This is a genomic window from Massilia sp. UYP32, from assembly GCF_050434365.1.
Taxonomy (GTDB): Bacteria; Pseudomonadota; Gammaproteobacteria; order Burkholderiales; family Burkholderiaceae_D; genus Telluria; species Telluria timonae.
In genome coordinates this window covers 1-3,034 of the sequence record NZ_JBNDIK010000054.1, presented here as the reverse complement: position 1 = coordinate 3,034, position 3,034 = coordinate 1, and the positions used below count along the sequence as shown (strand labels likewise).

At 62.6% G+C, this 3,034-nt stretch carries 6 protein-coding genes and 1 rRNA gene; 2 read left to right on the top strand and 5 right to left on the bottom strand.

Annotated features, from left to right (window positions below):
• Positions 1–417: 417 nt before the first annotated feature.
• Entirely contained in the window at positions 418–828 is a 411-nt protein-coding gene (locus ABIB42_RS25755) for a DUF2061 domain-containing protein (protein WP_184240577.1), read from the top strand.
• Between the two features lie 65 nt (positions 829–893).
• Here ABIB42_RS25755 and ABIB42_RS25750 read toward each other — a convergent pair whose 3' ends face one another.
• Entirely contained in the window at positions 894–1,061 is a 168-nt protein-coding gene (locus tag ABIB42_RS25750) for a hypothetical protein (RefSeq protein WP_184240579.1), read from the bottom strand.
• 39 nt (positions 1,062–1,100) lie between these two features.
• On the opposite strand from ABIB42_RS25750, the gene ABIB42_RS25745 reads away from it, so the two are divergent.
• Entirely contained in the window at positions 1,101–1,253 is a 153-nt protein-coding gene (locus ABIB42_RS25745; protein ID WP_184240581.1) for a hypothetical protein, read from the top strand.
• A 110-nt stretch (positions 1,254–1,363) separates the two neighbouring features.
• On the opposite strand, the gene ABIB42_RS25740 is transcribed toward ABIB42_RS25745, so the two are convergent.
• The 4 genes from ABIB42_RS25740 to rrf all read right to left on the bottom strand — a co-directional run.
• On the bottom strand, positions 1,364–1,633 hold the full coding sequence (locus ABIB42_RS25740) for a DUF3999 family protein (RefSeq protein ID WP_184240582.1): 270 nt from the start codon (positions 1,631–1,633) through the stop codon (positions 1,364–1,366).
• A gap of 17 nt (positions 1,634–1,650) precedes the next feature.
• Positions 1,651–2,004, bottom strand: a complete 354-nt coding sequence (locus ABIB42_RS25735) for a DUF2339 domain-containing protein (RefSeq protein WP_184240584.1) — start codon at positions 2,002–2,004, stop codon at positions 1,651–1,653.
• 113 nt (positions 2,005–2,117) lie between these two features.
• Positions 2,118–2,864 carry a DUF2339 domain-containing protein gene (locus tag ABIB42_RS25730; protein WP_229520302.1) on the bottom strand — a complete coding sequence of 249 codons (747 nt, stop codon included), beginning with the start codon at positions 2,862–2,864 and terminating at the stop codon, positions 2,118–2,120.
• Positions 2,865–2,947: 83 nt separating this feature from the next.
• Positions 2,948–3,034, bottom strand: a 5S ribosomal RNA gene (gene rrf, locus ABIB42_RS25725); the annotation flags it as partial.

Genomic DNA, 3,034 nt, shown 5'->3' with positions numbered 1-3,034 from the left:
TGCGAACATTTGATATTTTAAGTATGCAGCTGAACAAGTCAGCCGGCACCTTCATCAAACGCCCACACTTATCGACTGTTAATTTTTAAAGATCAAAATTCGATGCTTCTTCTTGCTGCATCGTTGCGAATCGTTGTGTTCGTCAGCAGCAGAGGAGAGAGAGTATGAAGCGTTTTTTAAATCTCGTCAACTCTCTTTTTCCTTTCGCTTTCCGCTGCCTTGGAGGCTGCGTCTGCGTCGGGAGAACGAGACTATAACAAACCGATGACACGTTCCGCAAGCCCCATCTTACCCACCTCGCATCCTCATCGATAGATCAGCACTATCAACCTCTTCAATATTATTTGCTTTTCACTATAATCGAGAATCATTATCATTTGGCTCTACAGTCAGCAACCGAAGTGAAGAGGTAACCCCATGGTCATCGCAGCGAAGAAAACCAGTCAGGTCATCACCCACATGGTGATCGCCTTCACGATCGCATATGCGATGACGGGTTCGGTCGTGTTCAGCGGCCTGGCCATCATCATCGAGCCGGTGATCAACGTCCTGCTGCTCCCCTTCCATGAAAAGGCATGGGCCGCCGTCCGTGCCCGGGCAACGTCGGAACGCGACCGTTACATGAAGATCGCTGCGGAGAAGGTCAGCCAGACGCTGATGCACATGGGCGTCGCGTTCGCAGTCATCTACTGCGCCACCGGCTCGCTCGCCTTCGGCGGCCTGGCCGCCATCCTCGAGCCGGTCTGCAATGTGCTGCTGCTACCAATCCACGACCGTTTCTGGGACAAACTCGAGCTGCGCATCAACAGTGGAATGCACGCCGCCTGAACCGATCATCCAGTCGCCAAGCCCGCCAGTCACCAACCGGCGGGCTTTTTTACATGCGCGACGATTCAGGCAACTGGCCGCTCGGCGCCACGCTCGAGCTGGCGGAAGAGATGCCAGGCCATCGCACCCAATGCCAGCACGCCGCCAACCAGCCATGCCCACAACCGCACGCTGGTGCCCTGGTCATTGACCAGCCAGCTCAGCGCGGACTCGGCCAGCTCATGCCAGCTCATGCCAGTTTTGCAGGTCGTCGCTGACGTCGAGTGCCACCCATGCGCCATAGCTCCCCGTTCCCGGCGGCAGGTGCAAGATCAGCCTCCCACCGGCGCTGCGGCCTCGACCTGCGCTGCGCGGGCGGCCGGCCGCAGGTCGAGGACCAGGCCTACCAGCTCGTCGCTGACCGTGCGCGCCGGGGCCGTCACTGAAATGACCGCGCCGTCGTTCCCGGTGCAGATCTGCAGGCTGTCGTGTACACGCCCGGCATCGCGCGCGCGACCGTGCACGGGAAAGACGGCAACCGGCGTGGCCGACCTGCTCACGGTGGCTGGCGGCGCCAGGTCGGCCAATGCGACGGCATCGACATGCCGGAGGCATCGAATACCCGCACGTCGTCCAGCGTCGGCGAGCGCGCGTTGAGGTACACATCGCGCGGCACCTGCAATTGCACGACGGCCTGGCCGGCGTCGACGCTGAGCGGCAGGATGTGGGAATAATCGGCCTGCGCGTCGCCCGGACTGGCGACGGCGGCAAGGGACGTCATCACCAGCGCAGCGGCGATGGCGCGTCGATCGATGAGTGCGCACATGGGTGTCTCCAGTCAGCTCAAGCGGAAGCAGGCGATGGTTCGCCATGCGCCGTTTTCGGGTAGGGCGCAAAGTAGCCGACCAGCAGCAGCAGTCCGACGCCGACGCAGGACACGACGCGCGCGATGCCGCCGCCGCTGGCCAGGTCGACCAGGAACAGCTTCAGTACCTCGATGCCGAGCACGATCGCTCCGCCCCACCAACTGCGCCACATGGCCTGGCGTGCGCAGAAGCGCATGAGCACCAGCGCGCCCACGCTCCAGACCAGGGACAGCATGGCTTGCACGAACTGCGACGCCGCGAGCGCACCGAAACGGTAGTCGATGCCGACATAGCGCCGCGCTGCGCAACAGGATGAGGTTAAACCAGACATAAGCCGCGATTGCGGCGCCGGTCTTCAGCCGATGAAGCAGCGCGTGATGGAGCGCGGCCTGGCCGGCGAGCCGGCGCAGCGCACTGGCCCACAGCATCAACACGAAGCGGTGGTCAGCGCAGTCCGCCCCAGGCCGCGCCGATAATGAAAGTGAAGATGAATCCCAGCAGATTGAGCGGATGCCATGAACGCGTGAAGGCCAGGGCGAACACACCGGTATTGAGCAGCGCGTAATTGACGAAGAGTGCGACATGGCTGCCGCCTTCCCCGCTCGCCAGCAGCACGGGCGATGCGAAGCCACCCGTGATGCCGAATGCCGCGCGCCAGGGCGCTTCCTGCAGGACCGCCGGCAGGCAGGTGAATGTCGTGAGGGGCACCAGCAGTGCGAACGCAAGACCGGAAGGTATCAGCGCGTAGAGTTGGCAGGCACTGAAGATCACCAGCATCAGGATGGCGATCGCCGTGCCTGGATCGGTGGTGCGAGCTCCCTGCGCGTCAGGCGCAGGCGCCATCCCCAGGCCAGCAGCCCGAGATCGGCCAGGACCACGGCGGACAAGCGCAGCGCGATCGGAATGGTGAAGGTCGCGGCGGCATACTTGCAGGAAGCCGATGCCGATGAAGAGGATCACGAGACCGAGCTTGGCCATCAGGTTGCCAGCTGGAATCGGCGGCTCGGGCGCCGACGTGATGGCTGCGGGCAGCGGTGGCAAGGGTGCGATGCTGTTTTCGGCCGAGGGGGCGCGGGGACTGACCTTGACGAGATCCGGCAGTGGCATCGCGACCGGAACCGCGTTGGCGGGACGCCACGCGGGCGCGACGGGCGATGGTGGCGTCGTGACCCGATGTAGCCGCTCGCTCAAGGCCGCGATCCGTTGCTCCAGCTTCTGGCGCCCAAAGCAAAAAACCCCGACCAGATCACTGGACGGGGTTTTTCTTATAACTAGCCTGACGATAACCTACTTTCACACTGGTTGCAGCACTATCATCGGCGCAAAGTCGTTTCACGGTCCTGTTCGGGATGGGAAGGGGT